Here is a 21,329-nt window from a genome sequence, read left to right as displayed (position 1 = left end):
CGCGAGGTTATGATCGCACGCTCAGTTCGGACCAGACGTCTGCAACCTGCTCGACCGATCGCGTGATCCGGACGCGAAACGTCCGATCGCTCGCGAGATCGATCGCGATCTCGTCGAAATCTGTGACGTATCTCGCGGTTCGGTGGCGCCCGGCGTCGTAGCGGTCTATCTCGCGGACGAGCTCCGCCTCGGCTAGCGTGTCGAGCTTCTTGTACGTGGTCGAAAGTGGCAACTCGGCTGCCTCGGCGATCTCCGAGACGGTCATCGGTCGCTCGAGTGCGGCGATGATCGTTCGGCAAGCGCCGTCGTCGAGGACGGCAACGACCGGCTCCACGTCGGGGCTCCGGTTCGTCGACGGTGCCTCGGGCGCCATGGAGAGATAGTACGCAGTCGAGCGTAATGACGTGTTTGGTCTCGGACGAACGCCACGGCGTGGTCACGCGATTGCTCTCTCGCCCAATCCAGATCTGGATCGAAAACACGCAACTACCTGCAAATTTATTATTTACCACCCGCAATGGAGGAGCGCAATGGTAGACGAAGCCGAACTCCGCGAACAGATGATCGACGCGTTCGAAGGGGCCGACTATCCAATCTCGAGTCCGATGGATCTCGTTCCAGCACTGCCGAACGGACCTGGAACCCGATTCGAGTCGGGTGACTTCTCGATGACTGCGATGGAACTGAACACGAAGCTCTCGGGCGGTGACTTTCCCTACGAGAGCCCCGAGGCGTTCGTCGACGACATTATAGAGGAGCTAGAGGCGATGGACGAACTCTGACTCGTCTATCGACAGCTGGATTGGGGTGGAAAGTAGCGGACAGAGCCGGTCTCGGGGACAGGAAGACCCTATCTTTTTGCCTCGGTGTCTCGTAGGAGCCACTAGATAGCTCGCGTTCGGTACGGTGATCGGAGCCGAAGCGACGGAGTCCATCCTTGATATGTCCGACGATCCCCAACAGTACGCCGTCGTGCTGGTGACGCGACAGCAACGAAGCTCCCTTCCCCGGCAGTTCGAAGACGCCGAGGGAATTACCCTCAAGGCGACCGTTGAGCCGCCGAAGCTCGAAGCGACAGTCGAGTGTTACGAACCGGACGGAGTCGTCCTCGAACTCGATGAGCCACCGCTCGTCCGAACCGCCATCCAGCAAGTGGCGTCAGCCCACCCAGAGGCAGCGACGGTCCTCACGCCGTCCGAGGGCGGCGAGCGCCTCGCAACCGTCGCCCTCCGGATCGGTGTCACGGACTATGTCCCCCCGGAGTCACCGACTACCGCCGCCAACCGCACCGCGACGGTACTCGACTCAAAATCGTCACAGTCGCCCGAGGAGACAGGCAACGCCGATCCGGAATCGGTCGACGACGAGACTGGCTACCGGCAACTCTTCGAAACACGACTTCCCGACAAGGCGTTTCTGATCGCCGAGGACGGCACCTACCTCGACACACAGATTCGGCCAGAGTCAGTCGAGCCGTACGACAACCTCGTTGGGCGGACAATACACGACGTGTTTTCGGCCGACAGGGCAGACCGCTTCCAGCGCTGTATCGAACGCGCCATCGAGGAAGGGACGGTGCAATCGATCGAGTACGAACTCGAGATGGCGTCCAGCCCTCGACAGTCCGAGGGGCGAGTGCTCGCTCTCGACGGAAAAATCGACGGCCAGCGCGCGGTCGTCTGGTTGGCACGCGACGTTACAGAGCGCGTCGAGCGCGAGCGCAGGCTCCAAAGCAGACGGGACGAGCTACAGGTGTTGGGCGAGATTCATGCGGTCGTCAGGCAGGTCATCGGAACGCTGGTAGCTGCACCAACACAAGCGGCCATCGAGCAAAACGTCTGTGACGGCCTCGTCGAGTCGGAGCTATACTGCAGTGCCATCGTCTCGGAGATCAACGGCGAAGGTGGCATCACCTACCGGGTCGGCGCGGGTGGAGACGACGAAGAGCTCGCGGAACTTGTCGACCGTGGGTTCGACTACGAGACGGTACTCGAGACCAGCGAGAGTGAGACGATCTCGGAAGCGTCGTCCTCGATTCGGGCCCTCCAAGAGAGCGCAATCGGACGGGAACACGAGATTCAGTCTGCGATCGCGATTCCGCTTTGCCACGAGGAGATCGTCTACGGCGTGTTGACGGTCTACACCGACCGAGAGGCCGCCTTCGGACCTACCGAAAGTGACAGCTTTCAGATACTCGGTGAAACGATCGGATTCGCGATCGCCGCCGTTCGGAGCCGACGGCTCCTCTTTGCCGATTCTGTCGTCGAACTGGAGCTGAGAATTGACGGGGGCGATTCCTTTTCGTTCGATATTACGACCGAATACGAGTGTACGTGTTCACTCGAGTGGGTCGGAAAAGACGACGAGGGAACAGCCTACCAGTACGTGACGATCGACGGGCTCGACGGCGAAACGGCACTGGCGGAAGCTGAGGCCCACGACTCCGTCCAGTCGTGTCGATTGATTCACGACGCCGACGACCACTGTACAATCGAGATGCAACTGGTCGAGTCGGGCGTTCGAACGCTGATGAACCTGGGGGTGACGATCCGGGACGTCACGATCGAAGACGGCGTCGGACGCTGTCTGGTCGAGGTCGCACAGGACACCGACATTCGAGAGATTCTCGATCAGTTCAGCCAGGTGTACGAGCGAAGCGAACTCGTCGCCCGCCGGGACGTCGACAGACCGGTCCAGACGGCCGCCGAGCGGAGAAACCGGATTCTAGATCGCGTCACGGATCGGCAGCTGACGGCCCTTCGCTTGGCCTACTATGGCGGCTACTTCAACTGGCCGCGAGACAGCACCGGCGAAGAGATCGCCGAGGTGATGGGGATTTCGCCGCCAACGATGCACCAGCACCTGCGAAAAGCCCTCTACGAGATTCTCACTGAGTTCTTCGACGAGAACACTGGGACCAAAGAGTGACCGCCCCTCTCAGGTGTTGCCCTCCAGCCGGCGCTTCGAGACACAGGAGAGCCGAGAGTTGCTAGACGGTCGAGAGCACCCAAGACAGGAGAGTGCACCATCGATCCATCTCACGTAACTGTGAAAACCGTTCACACTAACTGACCGTCGTTGTATATTAACAGTCACGCATGTGAACCCGAAGGACGATCGTTCGCTCTGCGTTTGATTCGAAACACGAATGACGACGATCTGCGCTGTCACGGCAGCCGACGGGTGGAGCAGAAAATGAGTACGGGGACATCCTGTCGTCTCTTTGCAGGGTCAGACGGCGGCTTTTACACCCTATCGGAGGTGCGCCGCCACTGCCGTACCGGCAGGTGGCAGTTCTGCCTGCGAGATCGAGATGCAGATCGCCTGCTGGTTGAAAGGGCCGACCGGTCGCTGCTCGGACTGGCTCCGGTCGACCGCGCTGTACTTCCCCCGTGGTTCGAAGTTCGCATCGAGTGCGGACTCGCTCGCGCTGTCGACACTCGTCGGGCCGTTCCACACAAGTAATAGCACATTATGTAAAGCGGTAAAACGATATTACCGCCAGCCCGAGTCGCCACCGTGAACCGGCGTCTATTCCTCGGCACGCTGGGGTCTGTGACCTCACTCGGCGCGCTCTCGTATGCGAGCCGCGAGCCCGTCGACAGCCTCGAGGTCCGGTTCTGGCTGTCAGAACGCGCCGCGTCCTACGACCGCGTTCCCCAACGCGTTCGGCGGTATCTCGTGGCCGCACTCGAGTTCGGCGACTGGGATCTCGACGTCCAGTACGGCGGGACGGTTTCGGTCACCACCGAAGATGGCGCAGCGGTAACGCGCAGTGGCGAGTGGCCACTGGCGCTGGCGTCGGGAGCGGTCGGCCGACGCGATCTCGACGTCGCAAGCGATGTCAACCTTCTCGTCACCGACGGACAGATGCACACGACGCCGACGGGATACGGAATGCCCCACATTGCGTCGGTTGGCGGGGCCGGACTGATCGCCGAGGCCGATCCCGTCGACCCCGACCAGCCGGTGTACGCGTACACGACCCCGAACCGGGTGGTGCAGGTCCTCATCCACGAGGTCGGACACGCGCTGGGACTGGGTCACGATCACGGCCTGGCCTACAAACGCAACGGTGCGGTCGTCGTGACGCCGATGATCAGCACCTACGCCTTCGACGACACGTACGAACAGGATCGCTGTCGCTGTGGTGCGGTCTATCCGGAGACGACGCCACACGCGAGTTTGCGGCGCCTTCAGATGACGTTCTCGGAGTGTGCTCGGTCACGCCTGCGGCTCTATCGGGGTGGAGTTACTCCGTAGCGGTCGGCTGTAGCTACCGAATGGACATCCTCGCACTCGTTACGACGGCGAGCGCTGACTCGGAGCGACTACTCCTCGGTGTCGTCTTCGTCCTCGCCCCGGGCGAAGCTCGCTTCGGGGGTCGGCTCCTGGCCTGCTGGCCCCGCGTTTGGCCCCTCGATCAGTGATTCGAAGTCGTCGACCTCGTCGTACTGATCCTGGTAGACGAGCGCCGCCTTTCCGAGTGAGGTAATCTCGTAGAGGCCGGATCGCTCCGCAGGGCCGATCTTCGAGACGAGACCGTAGTCTTCGAGGACCGGGAGTCGCGTGTTGATGTTTTTCCGGCTCTTTCCGGTGTGTGCAGAGAGGTTGGTCGCAACATTTCGACCCTTGTCCTCGAGCGATTCGAGGATGAGGAAATCGGTGGGTTGTCGGAGTTTCACGTCGAGATCACTCTATGTAGCTAGATCATATCCAGTGGTAATTAACACTTTCGCCTTATTCCACGCGATTTCCACTGGTTATTCGGCAGCCGTCACTACGATCTCGCTTGCGCGAGCCACTCGAGGAGCGAGACGACCGCCGTCGGCGATTCGACGTGACAGGAGGCGTTCGAAGCGGTCGTCGAGCCGACGCGAACACCGATTCCGTGCGGTTCGACGGTGTCGAAGGCCGATTCGTCGGTGGTATCGTCGCCGACGTAGAGGACGGCGGCGTCGTCCGGCGGCCACTCGCCGACCACCCCGGACGCGATCACTTCGACGGCACCGCCTTTCCCCCACGAGACGTCCGGCGTGAACTCGATGATCCGTCGTCCACGAGACCACGAGAGTTCGTCACCGCCGACGCGCTCGACCGTTCGCGTAGTGCGTTCGACGATCGTCTCCCGGTCTGTCTCCGGCACCGAGCGGAAATGGACAGTTCCGGTCAGGCGCTTGTTCTCGATCCGGCAGCCGGATACCGAGTCGAACTGATCGTCGAGCCTGGCACAGACCTCGTCGACGGTTTCGGCACGATCGGCGGCAACTGGATGGATTGCAACCCGGCCATCACGCTCGATCTCGAGGCCGTGATTCCCGGCGTAAATCGACGGACCGTCGATCCGATCTCGAACGTCATCGAGAGCGCGTCCGCTGACGATCGCGGTGGTCACGTCCGGCAACGCCTCGAGCGTCTGAACTGCGTCGACCGCACCGTCTATTGGCTCGGCCGCGTCCGGCTCCTCGACGATCGGTGCGAGCGTCCCGTCGAAATCGAGACAGAGCACGACCGATTCGGCGGCCGAGATCGCCTGTGCGAGCCGGTCTCGGTGGGACGCCAGTGGCCGCGTCGGTTCGTGTTCGGCAGCCTGTTCCCGTCGATCGGACTGGGTGAGTGAAGCGAACTGGACCATCGATTACACCGGGAACGATTGCTCCTCGTGTCGTTCATCGATCTGCTCTTCCCCGCTTTGAAGCTGGTGAATTCGGTCGAACTGCGTCTGCATCCACCACTCGAGATCACCTTCGAGGACGCGCTCGCGTAACGTCTGCATCCGTCGTCGCCGGTCGGCGATGGGCTCTGCGAGCGCGTCGGCGATTGTGGTGGTGATGTCCTCGATCGAGGTAGGATCGATCGAGTGAGCGTGCGAGCCGAGGCGATCGTGGGCGCCCGTGCGGTCGCTCAACAACAGCGCGCCGGTCTCGTCGACGCTCGCGGCGAGATACTCCTGGGCAACGAGATTCATCCCATCAGCGAGCGAGCTGACGAGCATCAGGTCTGCCTCCCGATACAGCGCGGCGAGCTCCGATTCGGAGAGATAGGCCTCGGTGTAGACGATCGGTTGCCAGCTGTCGGTCCCAAAGCGGCGATTGATCCGTTCGACCTGATCTCTGACACGCTCTCCGAGCCGTTGGTATGCCGGAATCTCTGTTCTGGAGGGGGTCGCCTTCTGGACGAAGGTAAACTCTCCGTGCCAGCGCGGGTTTCGGTCCAAGAATCGTTCGACTGCCGCGAGCCGATGGGGGATGCCCTTCGTGTAGTCGAGTCGATCGACGCCGAGGGCGACGACGCCATCGGCGGGAATGTCGTGCGTCTCACGCAGCGCCGCAATATCAGACTCATCGATCGATTGCGCACGGCGCTCGTAGGCCTCGGCGTCGACGCCCATCGCCGCCGCACAGAGTTGCGTCGTCGTCCCCTCGTAGGTTACTGTCCCCTGGGTCCGATCGACGGCTGCGTCGGGAAGGAACCGCTCGACGCAATCCATGAACCGCGAGACGTACCGATCGACGTGAAACGTGAGCAGATCGTTGCCGAGTAACCCGGCCAGGAGGTGGTCGCCGCCGGGACACGCCTCGAAGATGTCCGCACGCGGCCAGGGGATGTGCCAGAACTGGGCAATCGGAACCGACTCCGGGAGCTGGTCGCGGATCAGCGATGGCGCGAGCCCGAAGTGGTAGTCCTGAATCCAGACCGCCGTATCGGCGTCGGCGTGCTCAACGACGGCATCCGCAAAGCGCTCGTTGATCCGGCGGTACCAGCCCATGTACGACGAGTTGGACTCGACCAGATCGGTCAGTCCGTGACACAGGGGCCAGAGGACGCGGTTGCTAAAACCGTAGTAGTAACCCTCGACCGCGGCCTCGGAGAGCCAGAGCCGGCGCAGCGTGTACGCATCGTCATCAGGTGGAACCGTGACGCAGTCGTTTTGGTCGGTGACCTCCCGGTCTGCCTCGCCGTCGCCCCACGCGATCCAGGTCCCGTTGGTCCGCTGGAGCACCGGATCGAGCCCCGCAGTCAGGCCGCCAGTCGGTTCATCGACCGTAATGTTGTCCGACCGGTCCGTCCCGTCCGCCCCAGCGTACTTGTGACGGTACGGCTGTCGGTTGGAAACGACGAGCAGTGATTCAGGGTCGGTGCCCGGCCCGGCGCGCTGGTCGGCGGTCGCATCTCGATCGCGTGACTCGCCCGTCGACCGATCCTGGTAGTTGCCGCGTAACTCACTCACAGATCGGTGTCTTTCGCGATTTCGCATTCGCTGATGACCAATCTTCCACGCCACGTTGGATACCGCCCTGCATGTGCATGGGTATTTACTGGTGATGGCTAACCCCCACCGTCGCTGACGGGTTCGGTGGCTGGCAGATCGAACGTATCGACGGCGGGTCGCACACCCTCCATCAGTAGTAGTAAAACCCGAGCTCGTGACCGCAGCTCCGGCAGGTTCGCTCGACACCGCGCAGCGGCTCCGACTCGACGACCGGCTGCGAACGCTCCTCTGTCTGTCGTGGAACAGCAGCGCCGACCGTCGCATCACAGGTGGGACATCCGACGCTCACTCGGTTCGCATTCGAACTCGACATAGTTGGTCGGAGTCGATACCCACCAATAGTTATTCGAACCGTACGGTGGCTGCGATTGCACCAAATCTGTCGTAATACTGGCTTTCTCACCCGTCGCTTTCGCGAACCGAACCAACGAACATTTGATCACGCGCTCCTACCGATCGAGTATGCAGCGACGTACCTATCTCGGTTCGCTCGCGGGTGCAGGACTGGTCGGCGCGGCCGGCTGTCTCGATTTCTTCTCCGACGACGGGATGGAGCCAGCAGAAGGTGCGGTCCTCGGGCCGCCGTCCCAGACCCGTGGTGATCCGACCCACCCGACCTACGGCGACGACTTCCCGTCGTTTACGATCCCGGATCCACTCGCCGAAACGGACGTCGCATCCGCGGACATCGTCGGCGACCGCGCCTTCCTCATGACGTTCATTTTCACCTCCTGTACCGACGAGTGTGGCACGTTGGTCCAGCACTTGCGGCAGGTCCAGCGCGACGCCGCCGAAGAGGGGTATGCAGACGACATCGCTCTGCTGGCGATGACGTTCGACCCGGAGACGGACGACGAAGACACGCTCCGAGAGTACGGCGACCAGTACGACGTCGATCTCGACGCGGGGAACTGGCACTTCCTCCGCCCTGAAACGGAAGACGAGGCGCTCTCGCTGGTCAACGACACGTTCGGATCGCCGGCCGACGTTCAGTCGCCATCAGAACACGACCACGGAGCTCACGGAGACGGTCACGACCACGGAGCTCACGGAGACGGTCACGACCACGGAGCTCACGGAGACGGTCACGACCACGGAGACGACGATGGCGAGTCAGGGACGTTTCACTACTACATCATCTTCCTGGTCAACCAAGACGGCGTGGTCGAGCGATCGTACCCCTCACATATCGTCCTCGACATGCCGAGCATGGACCTCATCGAAGACGTTCGGACGGTGGTGGAGTAACGGATGCGACGTCGCGAGGCGCTCGCTGGTGCGGCGAGTCTGGGTGTACTCGGGACCGCCGGTGCAGCCGCGGCGTTCGGCGTGCCGTGGCTCTCTGACGACGGCGAGCACCGTCACGATCCGGTGACACTCTCGACGATCGACGCCCCCGGCAGCGAAGCCGGCGAGGTGACCGTCCCCGTCGAGGGGCAGGTGACGTTCGTCGATCTCTTCGCGACGACCTGTACGATTTGTGAGGGACAGATGTCGGACCTCCGCGAGGCGAGCGAACGCGTCGACGACGACGTCGCCTTCGTCTCGATTACCAACGAGAGCGAAAACGTGGCCGACGACGACCGCGTCGCCGAGTGGTGGGACGACCACGGCGGGGCCTGGACGGTCGCCCGCGATCCGACCTCGGACGTCGTCGTCCACTACGGCGCCGGAACACCGCGGGGAATCGTCTTCGACGAAGCGGGACGCGTCCACTGGGAGGAAGGCGGTGCGAAGACTGCAGACGAGGTCGTCGAACAGATCGAACGCGTCCAGGACGACGGGTTCCTGTAGCCATGTTCGACGCCGCGCTGGCGCCGACTCTCGGATTCGCACTCCTGGCCGGCCTGGCGACGTTCTTCTCACCCTGTGCGTACCCCCTATTGCCGGGCTACGTCGGCTTCTACGTGAGCCAGACCGAAAGCCGCGATCCCAGCCTCGGCGGTGCGCTCGCTCGCGGCCTCGTCGCTGGCGCTGGCGTACTCACCGTCTTCGTCGCGCTGTTCGGCGTCGCCTTCACGGTAGGACAGGAGACGCTCGCTCACGTTACCGTCCTCGAGCCGATCGTCGGGATCGTCCTGATCGTCTTCGGCGTGCTCGTCGTCGTCGGGCGGGCACCCTCGCTCTCGGTCGCGCTTCCCAAGCGCCGGTCGGGCGTGCTGGGATTTTGGATCTTCGGGGCCGGCTACGCGCTTGCGGCCGCGGGCTGTGTCTTTGCCGTCGTCCTCGCAGTGGTCTCCCTCGCAGTCTCGCTCCCTGCAGTATCCGGACTGGTAGTGCTCGGAACCTACATCGGCACTGTCACCGTACTCATGGTCTCCGTGACGGTCGCAACGGGGATGGGATTGGTTGCCGGCGGCGGCCGTCTGGCCGCCCACAGCGGGACGATCGAGCGACTGGCCGGCGCAGTGATGATCGTCGCGGGCGTTGGCCAACTATACCTCGCACTGTTCGTGACCACGGCGGCCTGAGACCAGGTAGCGACAGAGGCGACCGCGTTGTGTGCGTTCCAACACTGGATTACCGGCGGTACGACGTTGATAATTAACCCCCTCGAGGAGGAACCTGGCCGTAGCACGTCGGGTCCGTCCGGCACGAACTCACCTCCAGACTCCGCTGCCGTGGACACCGACCCACCACCATGTCCGGAGAGCCGTCGAGTTCGACTGCGAGACACGCCGTCGTTCGAGTGGCGGCAATCGGCGAATCTCCCGCGCTCGACCGGGCCGTAGACGCGATCCGCGAGGACGGATCCGTCGCCGTCTCGCGCTATCAGACGGTCACGGCGGCGCTGGACCGGGTTGCGTCCGAACGGATTCACGGCGTCGTCTGTCTTCCTGAACACGCGCTCGGAGGGGTGCTCGCCGACGCAGAGCGTGGCTTCGACGAGCGCCTCCCGATGTTCATCGTCGGCGAGCCAGCGGAAACTGAGACCGCGCTCGAGGCCGGTGCAGACGGCTGTATTCGCCCCGACGACCCGGACGCAGCCATCGCCAGACGGGTGTCGAACGCCGCCCATCGGTACCGGCTGGAGACTGCGGCTGACGATCCCGGGCCACGTGGCATGCTCGACGGGGCCGCTTCCCTCGTGGCGGTCGTCAGTCCCGACGGGACGGTGACGGCCGCCTCACCGGCTGCAGAGGCCGTCCTCGACTACACTGCCGATGAACTCGAGGGACGGGCCCTCTCACAGTTCACCCATCCCAGCGACAGAACCGAACTGGCCGAGCTTCGCCGCTCGGTCGCCGACGCCGGCCTCGGCGCCAGCGAGCACGCGTCGATCCGATTTCGCCACGGCGACGGCATCCGGTACAGTCACCGAATAACGGTCACGAACCGGCTCGACGATCCTGCCGTCGGTGGCCTCGTGCTAACGGTCGAACACGGCGACAGCCGTACAGCCGGCGTCGACGACCTCGCGAGCGCGATCGAGGCAGCCGGGCTGGCGCTGTTCGCGGTCGGAGACCAGTGGGAGCTTCGGTACGCCAGTGACTCCACGAGACCGCTCTTCGCGCGGCCGCCCGAGACCGGGAGCGTGCTCTGGGATATCCTCCCGGACGCGACGGTAAGTACCGTCTCCGAACGGCTTCGCGAGGCGCGGCGGACCGACTCGCCCGTCGAGTTCACCGTTCCCGTCGACGCGCTGGACCGCGACCTCGGACTGATCGCTACCCCGACGGTAGACGGGGTCGTGGTCATGATCGACGTCTCGGATCGAGAGAGCGCGGACGCGGCGGGCGTGGAGAGGGATCCAGACCTCGAGCCAGTTCTCGAGTCCTTAGAGGACGGGCTCTGTGTGCTGGAGGACGGTCAGATCACGTACGCGAACGCGGCGCTGTTGGCCCACCTCTCAGTAGAGACGCTCGACGGACGGGCACTCGCGGACGTGACTGACGACGCGCTCGCGACAGCGGTCCGTAAACGGGCGACGCCGCCCCTGCGGTGGCTGGACCCACTCGCGTACGTTCACGACGACGAGCCGCGTTCGCGTCGGTTCGACGTGTTCGTCACGCCGCTTTCCTCGCACCGGACCGTCTGTCTCTTCCGTCCCGAAAAGCGCTCGCCGTCGGCGCAGTTCGACGCCCTCGACCGTGCTGTCGGACAGCTCGACACTGCGGGATCGATCACAACGCTCCGTGAGACCACGGTGACCGCGTTCGTCACGGCCTTCGACTTCGGGACGGCTCGCTGGCTGTCTCCCACCGATGACGGCTTTCGGTCCGTGGAGGTCGCCACGGAGCGCAACGACCACGAACCGTCGTTCGAGGGCGCGGCTCGGATCGATGACGCCGCGACGGCGCACGACGCGTCTCGGCTACACGAGGTGCTCGAGTCGGGAACGCCGACCGTCCTCGACCCCGGTGGCGTCGCGGAGACGACCCTCGAGACGGGCGTCTCGGTCGTGGTGCCGGTAGGCGATCGAGGGCTCGTCGCGGCGACGCTCGGCGAGCGTGGCGACGAAGCGGTAACTGCCAGCTCGCTCGCGGCGATGGCGGCGTTCGCGGTACACGTCGATCTCGCGTTCGACGCCGTTACAGCCCGGTCCGACCGCCGGGCTGCCGAACGCGATCGCGACCGGGCGCTCGCCCGTCACGACGCGGCGACAGCCCGGCTCGCAGTGGTTGGTCAGGGCGTCGACGGCCTACTCGCCGCGAGTACGCAGGCGGAAGTCGAGGCAGAGCTGGCAGCATCGCTGGGTGCGCTGACGGGCGTTACTCTGGCCTGGACCGGCTCAATCGATCTGTCGACGGGGACGATTACTCCTCGCTCGGTCGTCGGCGACGAGGCGTATCTGGAGTCGACGTCGATTACGGTCGACGCTGCGGAACCGACCGGTCAAGCGGTGCGCGAGGAGGCGACGGTGACGATTCCGGACCTCGGCGCCGAGGGAGCAGCTGGAACCTGGTCGAGCGTTGCGCGAGAACACGGCCTTCGATCAGCACTGAGCGTTCCGCTGCTCCACGAATCGGTCCTCTACGGGACGGTCACGGCGTATGCGGGAGAGACGAACGCGTTCGATACCGCGGACAAGCGCGCGTGTGAACTTCTCGCAGCTGTCGGCGCGTACGCACTGGCAACGCTCGACGTGCGGGACGCGCTCGCTGCCGACGTCGCCACGGAGATCGAAGCCCTGGTTGCCAACGACGCGGATCCTCTCACGGCCGTCGCGGTCGAACTCGACGCTGCCGTCCGAATCGAGGCGACCGCTCCTCGTCGAGACGGCGGCGCGACGATCTTCTGTGTGGTCGAGGGAATCGGCGCGGACGCACTCGACGATGCGATCACGGGTGCATCCGACATCGTCGGCGGCGTCGAGTCGATCGAAGCGCGCGGAGGTGGAACGACCGGGCAGATCGTGGTAACCACGGGGGAGCGGACGATCGCCGACGCACTTACCGACCACGGGGGGCGGCTCCGACACGTCAGCCCGGGCGCTGGCGGGGTCCGACTCACGTTCGACCTCCCACGAGACGGTAACATTCGCGCGGTTCTATCGGGACTCGAACCCACCTTCGGCACGTTCGACCCACGCGTTCGCCGCCGACGCGAACTCGGTGAGATGCCACCGCAAAGCGGGCAGGCGACTCCCGAGAACACCCTCACAGAGAGCCAGCGACAGACGCTGGCAGCGGCGTACCACGCAGGCTACTTCGAGTGGCCCCGCGAGCGGACAGGCGAGGAAGTCGCCTCCCTGCTTGGCGTCTCCCAACCGACGTTTAATAGACACTTTCGGGCGGCCGAACGCAACCTCTTTGCCGAGCTATTCGGGGGGCGTGAAGACAATCGTTTCGACTGATCCAAGCCGAGTTTCCAGTGTGAATTACTAACGCATTCGGCGGGCCGTCCCTGCCGCTGGCAAAACTAGACCGAACGTTGTCGCAGTAAGGCAGTGTTTCCTCGGCGAGGATACCGTTCGGAATGAACGAAGATGAATAGGTATTCGGCTTCCGAGTCGGTGGCAACATAGGAATAGCGTCTCCGTTGATGCGGGCCCGGTCACATGGTCGAATCGATGCCAACGCCATCGGTAAGTATCGATTACACCCGGGTCTGCCAGGTGATCGGCTCGTGAGCACGGACGTCGCAGAGGTCGAACGACGCGGTCTGGTACGTCGCGCTGAGGGCGGTCTCGTCGCCGAACTCGAACTCGATCACGACTCGTTGCTGCTCACACCCTCCCTTCGCCGCGCACCCGACGTGAGCGTGAGCCCGGAGTATACGACGTTAACTCCCGGCGGGCGACCTGTCGCCTACGTCACCGCCTACGGGTCTGGGTTCGAAGCGTTCGAGACGGCGCTGGAAGTGGATCCGACCGTTGCCGAGCCCGAACTGGTCGACCGGTACGCAGACCGCCGTGTGTACCGTGTCGTCGTGACCACCGAAACGACCCAGCTTCTCCCGCTGACCGCCGCCGTCGATGCACGCGTCCTCGACCGCTCGTGCTCTCGTAGCGGCTGGCTCTTCCAGTTGCACCTCCCCGACCGGGACGCCCTCGCAGCGTTCAACGAGCGCTGCTCCGAGCGTGATATCTCCGTCTCAGTGTCGTATCTCCGCCTTTCTGACGACGGTGAAGAGGGTGTCCTTGCACTGACCCAAAAACAAGAGGAGTTGCTTTCGATCGCGTACGAGGAGGGATACTTCGAGGTCCCCCGAGGAATCTCCCAGGACGAACTGGCGGCCCGACTCGACGTCTCGAAGTCGGCCGTCTCCCAGCGACTTCGGCGCGCGTTGGGGCAGCTTTGCTCGTCGTCGCTCGTGACGACAGACGACGGCTCGTCCCCCTGAGACGAGTCCATCGCTTACTTGATCCGGAGATACTGCCGGTCGTACTCCGGTTCGCCCTGTCGCGGGTGAATCGTGATGAACGACGCCGGCGGGAGTTCGACGAGTCGGCTCGGAAGATCCTCCAGAGCAGCGTTCCAGCCCACGTCGCCGCGACGCGGCGAAATCGTGACGATGAGATCGTTCTCGTCGGCGCGCTGTTCGAGGGTTGGCAGCAGGCTTCCCCAGTTGTCGACGCGGGTGAACTCGGCCGAGACGTCCTCCTCGACCAGCCCGAAGAGACGCTCGAACTGGTGAGTCTCGCCCTCGACGACGTGGACAGTGATCGGAATTCCGATGTTGGTTGCGAGGCGCTTGACCAAGTGGACGGATTCGTAAAAGCCCTCGTGGTGGTCGGCACCCATCGGGACGACCACGTGGATCCGCTCGGTGGTGTTGATCGGGTGGCCGAGCCGAGAGACGAGCACGGGCAGCGCCGTCCGCTCTAGAACCTGATCGATGATGCTCCCGAAGATCCGGTGGCGGAACGTCTGGGTCGCGTCCCAGCCCATGATGATTTGGTCGGCCTGAACCTCGATCGAGCCCTGAACGATACCGGAGGCGACGTTGTGATTGACGCGGGTCTCGGTCTCTACCGGAATCTCGGCGGCGTCGCCCGTCTCGGCGGCGTCGTCGAGTTCGGCTCGAACCGATGCGACCTGTTCTTCGGTCGGCGTACTCGAGTCTGGCTGGACGACGGTCAGGACGTGGACCGGCTCGGTTCCACGGTCGCCTTTGATCACGAACGCCATCTCGAGGAGCCGACGCTGAAGTTCGGCGTTGTGTGACAGCGGTAGCAGAATGCTCGGATCCGTAATGCCGCCGTCGTCGTCGCCCGGATCGCGCTCTAAAGCGAGTTGGGTTGCAGCCCGCTCGGTGAGCCAGGAGCTGACTAGCGCGGTCACCAGCACCATCAGCACGACGGCGTTGAGGATCGCCTCGCCGAACAGCCCGAGGTCGAAACCGATGAGCGTGATTGCGAGCGCGGCCGCCGCCTGGCCGGTCGAGAGCCCGAAGATGACGCCACGCTCGTTGTCGTCGTATCCCTGAATCCGGGAGACGATCCAGGCTGCGGCTCCTTTGGTCAGGATCATCACGGCGATGATGACGACAGCAACCTCGATCGTCCGGACCCCATCGAAGACGACGCCGAGATCGACCTGCATCCCGACGTGCAACAGGAAGAAGGGGATAAACAGCGCGTTGCCGACGAACTCGATCCGATTCATCAGGGTTCCACCCGCCGGGATCTGGCGATTCAGGGCGATTCCGGCGACGAAGGCGCCGAGAATCGGCGAGATATCGAGCAGTTCGGCGAGGCTCGCAGCCGCGAAGATCGCGACCATCACGAACAGGAACTCGAAGTAGCTCTCCTGGCTGAAGTTCTGGAAGAACCACCGCGAAATCGGCGGGATCACGAACCAGGCTAGGCCGAACAGGATCACCAGGGAGGCGACGATACTCCCGAACAGCCACAGCGAGAGTCCGTCTTCGATCGCGCCGGTGACGACTGCGAGTACGACCAACGCGAGCGTGTCGGTAAAGAGAATGCCGCCGAAGACGGCGGTTACGGCTCGATTCTTCGTGACGCTCAGCCGATTGACGACTGGGTAGGCAAGCAGCGTATGCGAGGCAAACACCGACGAGAGTAACAGTGCTGCGAGTGGCTCGAGTCCGAGAATCGTAATCAGCGTGATCGTCCCGACGATAAACGGGAGAAAGAAGCTGACCAACCCGAACAGGGCGGCGTTTTCGGGCGCCTCGAGAAAGCCCTGTAAATCGAGGTCGAGACCGACGGTAAACAGGAGGTAGATCAGGCCGACCTCGCCAAGCAGGATAATCGCCTCGGAGTGTTCGATGATGCCGAGCGCGCCGGGGCCGATGATAGCCCCGAGGATGACCGGGCCGACGATGCCGGGCTGACCGAGGCGCTTGACCAGCAACGGCCCGACGAGAAAGACGGCCATCGCGATCGTAAAGACGAGGACGGGCTCTTCGAGCAGTTGTCGAAACCCGTCGGATGAGAGGGCGGAGACGATCGAGTATGTCAGGTCTACAGTCGTCATTAATTGGTGGTACTGCGGCGGCCGTTTAGTATCGCGATCGTCCGGAAATCGATCGACACATGTGTCGTGTTGTGGAAACGGACGGTCTCGCTTGGAACGATGAACGGCGTCGTAATAAGTCGTCGGATGTCGGTCAACGCCATCGACCGCCGTTGTTCCCTGCGGACGAACTCGGGGCCTACTGTTGACGAGTGGAGATCAGCTGTAGCCCGTCCATTCCGAAAGCGGACCTACGGACGCGACGTCGGCGGGTGTTGTTCGTGCCGGTAGTCGACTGGTCAGTAGCCAAGTGCTACACGGTCCAGTAACGGATCTATAGTAATAGGCTGTGCCGGACTCGATGGGTGCATGATCGAGTACGGCTCACTCGGCCCTTCGTTCCGCTGGCGCGACCGCTCGAACGCGGTCGCGAACGACTCTGCCTTCGGCGAGGTGAGCAGCTGATGTGTGGGATTATCGGCCGCGTCGGTGACGGAAGCGCACTCGAGCCGCTTTTGACCGGCCTCGAAAACCTCGAGTACCGCGGCTACGACTCGGCCGGCGTCGCGATCCAGAACGGCTCCGGAATCGACGTCGAGAAGCGCTCGGGGCAAGTCTCGGAGCTCCGGCAAGCGCTCGATACGAGCCCGTTCGACGGCACCGTCGGCATCGGCCACACCCGCTGGAGCACGCACGGGCCGCCGACAGACGAGAACGCCCACCCACACACCGACCACACCGAGGACATCGCGGTGGTTCACAACGGCATCGTCGAGAACTACGCCGCCCTCAAATCCCGCCTCCGCGAGGTCGGCCACGAGTTCACGAGCGATACCGACACCGAAGTCATCCCCCACCTCATCCAGCACTACGTCGACGCCGGCCTCGACACCGAGTCGGCCTTCCGTAAGGCGGTCGACGAGCTCGACGGAAACTACGCGGTCGCGGCGATGCGCTCGGGCGAGCACACGCTGTACGCTGCCCGGCAGGGCTCGCCGCTGGTCGTCGGCATCGAGAACGGCGAGTACTTCCTGGCCAGCGACGTGCCGGCGTTTCTCGAGTACACGGACACCGTCGTCTACCTGGAGGACGGCGACGTCGCCATCGTCGAACCCGACGGCGTCGAGTTCACCGACCTCGGGGGGAATCAGATCTCCCGAGAGCGTGAGACCGTCGAGTGGGACCCCGAACAGGCCGGGAAGGGTGCCTACGACCACTTCATGCGAAAGGAGATCGAAGAACAGCCGACGTCGATCGCACAGGCGATCGAAGGCCGAATCAACCCAGAGACCGGCGGCATCTCCCTCGAGGGGTTCGAGCCAGGTGCGTTCGCCGACGTCACGGACGTTCAGCTCGTCGCCTGCGGAACCTCGTATCACGCGGCCTACTACGGTGCGGTCGCGCTCAACCGGGCCGGCGTGAAGGCGACGGCGCTGCTGGCAAACGAGTACTCCGTCGCCGCTCCGCCCGTCGACGACGGGACGCTGGTGATCGCTGTTACCCAGAGCGGCGAGACCGCAGACACCCTCTCGGCGCTACGTAGCGCCAACGACGCCGGCGCGTCGACGCTGACCGTCACCAACGTGGTTGGCTCGAGTGCCACGCGCAAAGCCGACGCGCAGTTGCTCATCCGAGCCGGGCCGGAGATCGGCGTCGCCGCCACCAAGACGTTCTCCTCGCAGGCGGTCGCGCTCTCGCTGCTCGCCGAACGCATCCAGACGGACGTGACGGGCGAGCCAAGCGCCGAGCGCGAGGCGACGCTCGCAGCGCTCGCTGCGATGCCCGACCAGCTCTCGGCGCTGCTCGACCGATCGGAGGCGGAGTCGATCGCCCGACAGTACCACGACAGCCGTTCGTACTTCTTTATCGGTCGTGGACTGGGCTACCCCGTCGCGCTCGAGGGGGCGCTGAAGTTCAAAGAGATCACCTACGAGCACGCCGAGGGCTTCGCGTCGGGTGAGCTCAAACACGGACCGCTGGCGCTGGTCACGCCAGAGACGCCGGTGTTTGCGGTCTTTACCGGCGTCGAAGACGAGAAGACGCTGAAAAACGCCGAGGAAGCGCAGACGCGGGGTGCTCCCGTGATCGCGGTCTGTCCGCCTGGCCACGAGGCGACGGCGGTCGCCGATGCCCACCTCGAGATCCCCGAGACGGAGCCGACGGTCGCCGGGTTGCTCGCAAACGTCCAGCTCCAGCTCGTCTCCTACTACGCGGCGGACCTCCTCGGCCGGTCGATCGACAAGCCGCGAAATCTCGCCAAGAGCGTGACCGTCGAATAGGGTCGAAACGATCGATTACGGTCACGAAATATGATATTTCGACGACTAGCAGAACTGACGCCTTCGATTTCGAGAGAGTTTCGAGAACTGCAGACGCGCTGACGACCGTCACGAAACGAGTCAGTACGGACGATTATGCAGCCTATAGTAAATAGTCCACTGTGGCAATTCGGGGTGTAATGTCGACCGAATCATCCGACCAGAAGTGGACGCCGATTTCGTCTCGCCGACAGACCGCTTCCCCCCGTTGTATCACCTGCGACAATCAAGTCACCAAGCAGTTCGCCCGCGTCTTCGGCGACAACCGAAACGTCGTCCACGCCTGTCCCGAGTGCTCGACGTACCGAGAGATGAAGACCTCTGACTACATTCCTGAAGACTGTCGGTAGCGGGCCAGTTCTCTCAATTAGCGTCGTTGGTTACTCGAAATCGACGAGTTCCTTACTCGAGAGCAGCGGCAACGATCGACCGCGCGTCTGCCAGTAGCGCGTCCGCGCGGGTGTCGTCGCGGGCCTCCGCGGTCAGCCGAACCAGTGGCTGTGTTCCGCTGGCCCGGATCAGGAACCACCCGTCGTCGGTTTCGACGCGGACACCGTCGCGGGCGTCGATCGACTCGTACTTGGCTCGAACCGTCTCCTCGACCGCGGCGAGGGCGGCGGTTTTGTCCGCAACCTCGAGTGCGTCGCGTCGGATCGGGTACGTCTCGACGCCGTCGACGAGATCCGATAGCGGTCCCGACGCGGCGACAAGTTCGACGAGCTTACACGCTGCGAGTGGTCCGTCCGGACAGAGCGTCTCCTCGGGCCAGATCCAGGCACCGCTGGGTTCGCCGCCGAAGACGACTGCCGGCTCGGTCGCTCGCTCTGCGACGTAGACGTCGCCCACCTTCGTCCGGACAAGCGAGGCACCGACCGCGTCGAGGGCGTCGGCGACGGCGAGGCTGGTGTCGACCGGTGCTGCGACCTGATCGCCCTCGCCGGCTGCATGTCGGGCAAACAGTGCGAGGAGCACGTCTTTCGGAACGAAGGTGCCGGTTTCGTCGACGGCCATCATCCGATCCGCGTCGCCGTCGTGAGCGATGCCGAGATCCGCACCGGTCTCTGCGACGACGGTCTCGAGTGTACCCAGCGTCTCGGCGCTCGGCTCGCTTGGCCGTCCCGGGAAGCTCCCGTCGCGGTGCCCGTTTAACGTCCGGACGGTACAGCCGAGGTCGGCGAGCGTCGTCGCGGTGATCCGGCCCGTCCCGTTGCCCAGGTCGACGACGACTTCGAGTGGCTCGTCGAGACTGACCGCCCCAGACAGTTCCGCTGCGTGATCGTCCCGGACGCCGGGAAGCGGCGACCGGTCGCCGGTCCCATCCCAGTCGGCGAGCTCGTACTCCTCGGCTTCGATTCGGGAGGCGATCGCCGTTCGTTCCTCGGGGCCGAACGCCTTCCCTGAAGGCAGCCAGAGCTTGATTCCGTTGTCGGTCGGTGGGTTGTGCGAGGCCGTGACGACGACGCCAGCGTCCGCCCCGGCCGAGCCGACTGCCCGGGCGATCGTCGGCGTCGTCTCCACACCGGAGTCTACGACGTCCACACCGGTCTCCCGGAGGCCAGCCGCGAGCGCGTCGAGGAGCATCTCGCCGCTGTCTCTGACGTCACGACCGACGACGACGCGGTCGTACCCCTCCGAGCCCAGCGCTCGGCCGACCGAGAGCGCGAGCGACGCCGTCACCTCCGTCCCGACGGGTCCGCGAATACCGCTGGTACCGAACATATCCGATCCTCTCGGCCGACGGGGGTAACTATGTTCGGATTACTGACCAGCAACACGGAGGGCCGTGAGCCGTACTCCCTGCGTGGGTAGACCGTAGGCGCAACCTGTACGTGAGAACGAACACGGCCGTACTTACCGCCGGCTCTGGATGGAATTCAGTAGCAATCGGCGGCTCCGACGTGTGGAGCGCCGACAGACCCACCCATGAGCTCAGAGATGGCCCAACCAACTGACGCCGTGGCGGATCGCGTGTACGATCTCTCCCCCAGCCCAAAGCTGGTCTACAAGGTTTTAGAGCAGGAAGGCGAGATGACTCAAGCGGAACTCGTCGCCGCGTCTCGACTCTGCCCGCGGACCGTCCGGTACGCCCTGGGAAAGTTAGCGGACGTCGATCTGGTGACGAGCCGGGTCCACATGGGAGATGCACGCCAGTCGGTGTACCGGCTCGAGGAGTGAGGGGGCTGAGCCGGACGAGGACCCGCTCGCCCAATACGCTTTTAAGTATGAATATGGTATGAATATGTATGGTCGACGTAACGAAACGACGTGTCGGCGATCGCGGACAGGTCACGCTCCCAAAGGAACTGCGCGAAGCGTTCGACATCGGCGGCGGCGACGAGGTGGAAATCCGCGAAGAATCGGGGAAGATCGTCATCGAGAAACCGATCACGCGAGACGATCTCGCGGACGGGTACCGCGCGCGGGCCGATCAGCTTCGGGCCCTCTCTGAGGAGATGGACGGCGTTTCACGGGAGGCCGACGAGTCTCTCGGCGACGCCCCGGAGTGGGACTAGATGACGGTACGTCGGGGAGACATCGTGATCGTCGAACTCGACCCAACGAAGGGATCGGAGCAGCGAGGGACCCGACCGTGTCTCGTCGTCCAAAACAACGTCGGGAACGAACACGCACCCACGACGATCGTCGTCCCGTTTACGACGTCGTTCGACGACGAATTGTACCCGTTCGAAGTACTCGTTCCGGCCAACGAGAGTCATCTTCACGAGGACTCCGTCGCGATGTGCAGCCAACTCCGAACCGTGTCGATCGAACACCGGATCGAAACCGTCATTGGATCCATCTCCGATGATCGGATGGAGAAGGTCGATACCGCGCTCGAGTATAGTCTCGGGTTGCGCGGCTCGTGGTAGA

20 protein-coding genes are annotated in these 21,329 nt (G+C 63.8%); 13 read left to right on the top strand and 7 right to left on the bottom strand.

Going from position 1 to position 21,329, the window contains the following annotated elements; genetic code table 11:
* Nucleotides 1-7: 7 nt before the first annotated feature.
* Entirely contained in the window at nucleotides 8-373 is a 366-nt protein-coding gene (locus OB905_02900; protein MCU4924934.1) for a helix-turn-helix domain-containing protein, read from the bottom strand.
* A 157-nt stretch (nucleotides 374-530) separates the two neighbouring features.
* Between OB905_02900 and OB905_02895 the strand changes: the two genes are divergently transcribed.
* Nucleotides 531-782: an MTH865 family protein gene (locus tag OB905_02895; GenBank protein MCU4924933.1), complete on the top strand. Its 252-nt coding sequence runs from the start codon at nucleotides 531-533 to the stop codon at nucleotides 780-782.
* Between the two features lie 160 nt (nucleotides 783-942).
* The gene (locus tag OB905_02890; GenBank protein ID MCU4924932.1) at nucleotides 943-2,928 is read left to right on the top strand and encodes a helix-turn-helix domain-containing protein; all 1,986 of its coding nucleotides are present in this window, start codon (nucleotides 943-945) and stop codon (nucleotides 2,926-2,928) included.
* A 324-nt stretch (nucleotides 2,929-3,252) separates the two neighbouring features.
* Here the strand turns inward: OB905_02890 and OB905_02885 are convergent, their stop codons facing one another.
* The gene (locus OB905_02885) at nucleotides 3,253-3,459 is read right to left on the bottom strand and encodes a hypothetical protein (GenBank protein ID MCU4924931.1); all 207 of its coding nucleotides are present in this window, start codon (nucleotides 3,457-3,459) and stop codon (nucleotides 3,253-3,255) included.
* Between the two features lie 96 nt (nucleotides 3,460-3,555).
* Between OB905_02885 and OB905_02880 the strand changes: the two genes are divergently transcribed.
* The gene (locus OB905_02880) at nucleotides 3,556-4,263 is read left to right on the top strand and encodes a peptidase M10A and M12B matrixin and adamalysin (protein ID MCU4924930.1); all 708 of its coding nucleotides are present in this window, start codon (nucleotides 3,556-3,558) and stop codon (nucleotides 4,261-4,263) included.
* A 68-nt stretch (nucleotides 4,264-4,331) separates the two neighbouring features.
* Here OB905_02880 and OB905_02875 read toward each other — a convergent pair whose 3' ends face one another.
* The 3 genes from OB905_02875 to OB905_02865 all read right to left on the bottom strand — a co-directional run bounded on the left by OB905_02875 (nucleotide 4,332) and on the right by OB905_02865 (nucleotide 7,231).
* On the bottom strand, nucleotides 4,332-4,685 hold the full coding sequence (locus OB905_02875) for a winged helix-turn-helix domain-containing protein (GenBank protein MCU4924929.1): 354 nt from the start codon (nucleotides 4,683-4,685) through the stop codon (nucleotides 4,332-4,334).
* 95 nt (nucleotides 4,686-4,780) lie between these two features.
* Nucleotides 4,781-5,635: a trehalose-phosphatase gene (otsB, locus tag OB905_02870; protein MCU4924928.1), complete on the bottom strand. Its 855-nt coding sequence runs from the start codon at nucleotides 5,633-5,635 to the stop codon at nucleotides 4,781-4,783.
* Between the two features lie 3 nt (nucleotides 5,636-5,638).
* Nucleotides 5,639-7,231 (bottom strand): trehalose-6-phosphate synthase, encoded by a 1,593-nt coding sequence (locus tag OB905_02865; GenBank protein MCU4924927.1) that lies wholly within the window; start codon nucleotides 7,229-7,231, stop codon nucleotides 5,639-5,641.
* 504 nt (nucleotides 7,232-7,735) lie between these two features.
* On the opposite strand from OB905_02865, the gene OB905_02860 reads away from it, so the two are divergent.
* From OB905_02860 to OB905_02840, 5 genes are all read left to right on the top strand, one after another.
* A complete protein-coding gene (locus tag OB905_02860) occupies nucleotides 7,736-8,521 on the top strand; it encodes an SCO family protein (GenBank protein MCU4924926.1) in 786 nt (261 codons plus the stop codon).
* 3 nt (nucleotides 8,522-8,524) lie between these two features.
* Nucleotides 8,525-9,067, top strand: a complete 543-nt coding sequence (locus OB905_02855) for a TlpA family protein disulfide reductase (protein ID MCU4924925.1) — start codon at nucleotides 8,525-8,527, stop codon at nucleotides 9,065-9,067.
* A 2-nt stretch (nucleotides 9,068-9,069) separates the two neighbouring features.
* Nucleotides 9,070-9,744 (top strand): cytochrome C biogenesis protein, encoded by a 675-nt coding sequence (locus OB905_02850; protein ID MCU4924924.1) that lies wholly within the window; start codon nucleotides 9,070-9,072, stop codon nucleotides 9,742-9,744.
* Nucleotides 9,745-9,914: 170 nt separating this feature from the next.
* Nucleotides 9,915-13,070, top strand: a complete 3,156-nt coding sequence (locus tag OB905_02845; protein MCU4924923.1) for a helix-turn-helix domain-containing protein — start codon at nucleotides 9,915-9,917, stop codon at nucleotides 13,068-13,070.
* Nucleotides 13,071-13,342: 272 nt separating this feature from the next.
* On the top strand, nucleotides 13,343-14,059 hold the full coding sequence (locus tag OB905_02840) for a helix-turn-helix domain-containing protein (protein MCU4924922.1): 717 nt from the start codon (nucleotides 13,343-13,345) through the stop codon (nucleotides 14,057-14,059).
* 14 nt (nucleotides 14,060-14,073) lie between these two features.
* Here OB905_02840 and OB905_02835 read toward each other — a convergent pair whose 3' ends face one another.
* Nucleotides 14,074-16,161, bottom strand: coding sequence for a cation:proton antiporter (locus OB905_02835; protein ID MCU4924921.1), 2,088 nt, complete (start codon nucleotides 16,159-16,161; stop codon nucleotides 14,074-14,076).
* Between the two features lie 443 nt (nucleotides 16,162-16,604).
* Here OB905_02835 and glmS point away from each other — a divergent pair, with 443 nt between their 5' ends.
* Together glmS and OB905_02825 are read left to right on the top strand one after the other, a co-directional pair.
* On the top strand, nucleotides 16,605-18,419 hold the full coding sequence (gene glmS, locus OB905_02830; GenBank protein ID MCU4924920.1) for a glutamine--fructose-6-phosphate transaminase (isomerizing): 1,815 nt from the start codon (nucleotides 16,605-16,607) through the stop codon (nucleotides 18,417-18,419).
* 179 nt (nucleotides 18,420-18,598) lie between these two features.
* Nucleotides 18,599-18,808, top strand: coding sequence for a hypothetical protein (locus tag OB905_02825; GenBank protein MCU4924919.1), 210 nt, complete (start codon nucleotides 18,599-18,601; stop codon nucleotides 18,806-18,808).
* A gap of 52 nt (nucleotides 18,809-18,860) precedes the next feature.
* Here OB905_02825 and glmM read toward each other — a convergent pair whose 3' ends face one another.
* Complete coding sequence (gene glmM / locus OB905_02820) at nucleotides 18,861-20,177, bottom strand: phosphoglucosamine mutase (protein ID MCU4924918.1); 1,317 nt, start codon at nucleotides 20,175-20,177, stop codon at nucleotides 18,861-18,863.
* Between the two features lie 204 nt (nucleotides 20,178-20,381).
* Between glmM and OB905_02815 the strand changes: the two genes are divergently transcribed.
* The 3 genes from OB905_02815 (at nucleotide 20,382) to OB905_02805 (ending at nucleotide 21,328) form a co-directional block, all read left to right on the top strand.
* Nucleotides 20,382-20,633, top strand: coding sequence for a MarR family winged helix-turn-helix transcriptional regulator (locus OB905_02815; GenBank protein ID MCU4924917.1), 252 nt, complete (start codon nucleotides 20,382-20,384; stop codon nucleotides 20,631-20,633).
* A 68-nt stretch (nucleotides 20,634-20,701) separates the two neighbouring features.
* Complete coding sequence (locus OB905_02810) at nucleotides 20,702-20,971, top strand: AbrB/MazE/SpoVT family DNA-binding domain-containing protein (GenBank protein MCU4924916.1); 270 nt, start codon at nucleotides 20,702-20,704, stop codon at nucleotides 20,969-20,971.
* Entirely contained in the window at nucleotides 20,972-21,328 is a 357-nt protein-coding gene (locus OB905_02805) for a type II toxin-antitoxin system PemK/MazF family toxin (GenBank protein ID MCU4924915.1), read from the top strand.
* Nucleotide 21,329: the final 1 nt, after the last annotated feature.

It is taken from the genome of Halobacteria archaeon AArc-dxtr1 (genome assembly GCA_025517425.1).
GTDB lineage: Archaea > Halobacteriota > Halobacteria > Halobacteriales > Natrialbaceae > Halostagnicola.
The sequence above is the reverse complement of the archived record's forward strand: the minus strand, read 5'-3'. Positions and strand labels throughout refer to the sequence as shown.

Excerpts from the sequence above, each read along its gene's own strand:
- OB905_02835 (MCU4924921.1), bottom strand. The coding sequence starts at position 16,161 with ATGACGACTGTAGACCTGACATACTCGATCGTCTCCGCCCTCTCATCC.
- otsB (MCU4924928.1), bottom strand. The coding sequence starts at position 5,635 with ATGGTCCAGTTCGCTTCACTCACCCAGTCCGATCGACGGGAACAGGCT.
- OB905_02850 (MCU4924924.1), top strand. The coding sequence starts at position 9,070 with ATGTTCGACGCCGCGCTGGCGCCGACTCTCGGATTCGCACTCCTGGCC.
- OB905_02815 (MCU4924917.1), top strand. The coding sequence starts at position 20,382 with ATGAGCTCAGAGATGGCCCAACCAACTGACGCCGTGGCGGATCGCGTG.
- glmS (MCU4924920.1), top strand. The coding sequence starts at position 16,605 with ATGTGTGGGATTATCGGCCGCGTCGGTGACGGAAGCGCACTCGAGCCG.
- glmM (MCU4924918.1), bottom strand. The coding sequence starts at position 20,177 with ATGTTCGGTACCAGCGGTATTCGCGGACCCGTCGGGACGGAGGTGACG.
- OB905_02895 (MCU4924933.1), top strand. The coding sequence starts at position 531 with ATGGTAGACGAAGCCGAACTCCGCGAACAGATGATCGACGCGTTCGAA.
- OB905_02900 (MCU4924934.1), bottom strand. The coding sequence starts at position 373 with ATGGCGCCCGAGGCACCGTCGACGAACCGGAGCCCCGACGTGGAGCCG.
- OB905_02855 (MCU4924925.1), top strand. The coding sequence starts at position 8,525 with ATGCGACGTCGCGAGGCGCTCGCTGGTGCGGCGAGTCTGGGTGTACTC.
- OB905_02860 (MCU4924926.1), top strand. The coding sequence starts at position 7,736 with ATGCAGCGACGTACCTATCTCGGTTCGCTCGCGGGTGCAGGACTGGTC.
- OB905_02890 (MCU4924932.1), top strand. The coding sequence starts at position 943 with ATGTCCGACGATCCCCAACAGTACGCCGTCGTGCTGGTGACGCGACAG.
- OB905_02825 (MCU4924919.1), top strand. The coding sequence starts at position 18,599 with ATGTCGACCGAATCATCCGACCAGAAGTGGACGCCGATTTCGTCTCGC.
- OB905_02805 (MCU4924915.1), top strand. The coding sequence starts at position 20,972 with ATGACGGTACGTCGGGGAGACATCGTGATCGTCGAACTCGACCCAACG.
- OB905_02810 (MCU4924916.1), top strand. The coding sequence starts at position 20,702 with ATGGTCGACGTAACGAAACGACGTGTCGGCGATCGCGGACAGGTCACG.
- OB905_02845 (MCU4924923.1), top strand. The coding sequence starts at position 9,915 with ATGTCCGGAGAGCCGTCGAGTTCGACTGCGAGACACGCCGTCGTTCGA.